The following is a 562-nucleotide window of genomic DNA, read 5'->3' as shown; positions in this document are numbered from 1 at the left end:
GGGGCACCATGACCGCGCCCGCGCCGCAGCCGCCGCCGACAGCGGCGCCCGCGGCCCCATCCGCCCGCGAGCGGAGCGAGGGCGCCGCGCTCTATCAGGATGCGCTGCGGCGGATGAACCCTCCGGCGGGGCAGCCGGCCGATTCAGCGACGGCCGCCGCGTTGGTGGAGCGCGCGGCCGGGCTCGGCGACCCGGACGCGCAGTTCATGCTCGCGACGGGTCTGCTGGCAGAAGGCGACGGGGCGGCCGATGCCGCGGCGGCCGTGCCGTGGCTGAACCGCGCCGCGCATCAGGGCCTGGCGCCGGCGCAGTACCGCCTGGGCCGGCTGCTCGAGGAAGGAACGGGCACGCCACGGGAGCCGGCCTGGGCCGCGCTTTGGTTCCAACGCGCGGCGGAGCGCGGGCAGGCGGAGGCGCATTTCGCCCTCGCCCTGTTGCAGATCGCGGGCGAGGGCACGGCGCGCGATCCGGCGGAGGCGCTGGCGCGGCTGACCATCGCGGAACGGCGCGGCGTGCCCGGCGTGGCGCGCTACCGCACCGCGCTGCAGCCGCGCGAGCGCCT

At 78.6% G+C, this 562-nt stretch carries 1 protein-coding gene; it reads left to right on the top strand.

Annotated features, from left to right (window positions below; genetic code table 11):
- Nucleotides 1-113: 113 nt before the first annotated feature.
- Nucleotides 114-562: tetratricopeptide repeat protein (locus tag HW577_RS26240; protein WP_198378992.1), on the top strand; the 449-nt coding region annotated here is incomplete at its 3' end.

The sequence above is a fragment of the Neoroseomonas rubea genome, assembly GCF_016106015.1.
Classification (GTDB): Bacteria; Pseudomonadota; Alphaproteobacteria; order Acetobacterales; family Acetobacteraceae; genus Neoroseomonas; species Neoroseomonas rubea.
This window is presented reverse-complemented; position numbering and strand designations above follow the sequence as displayed.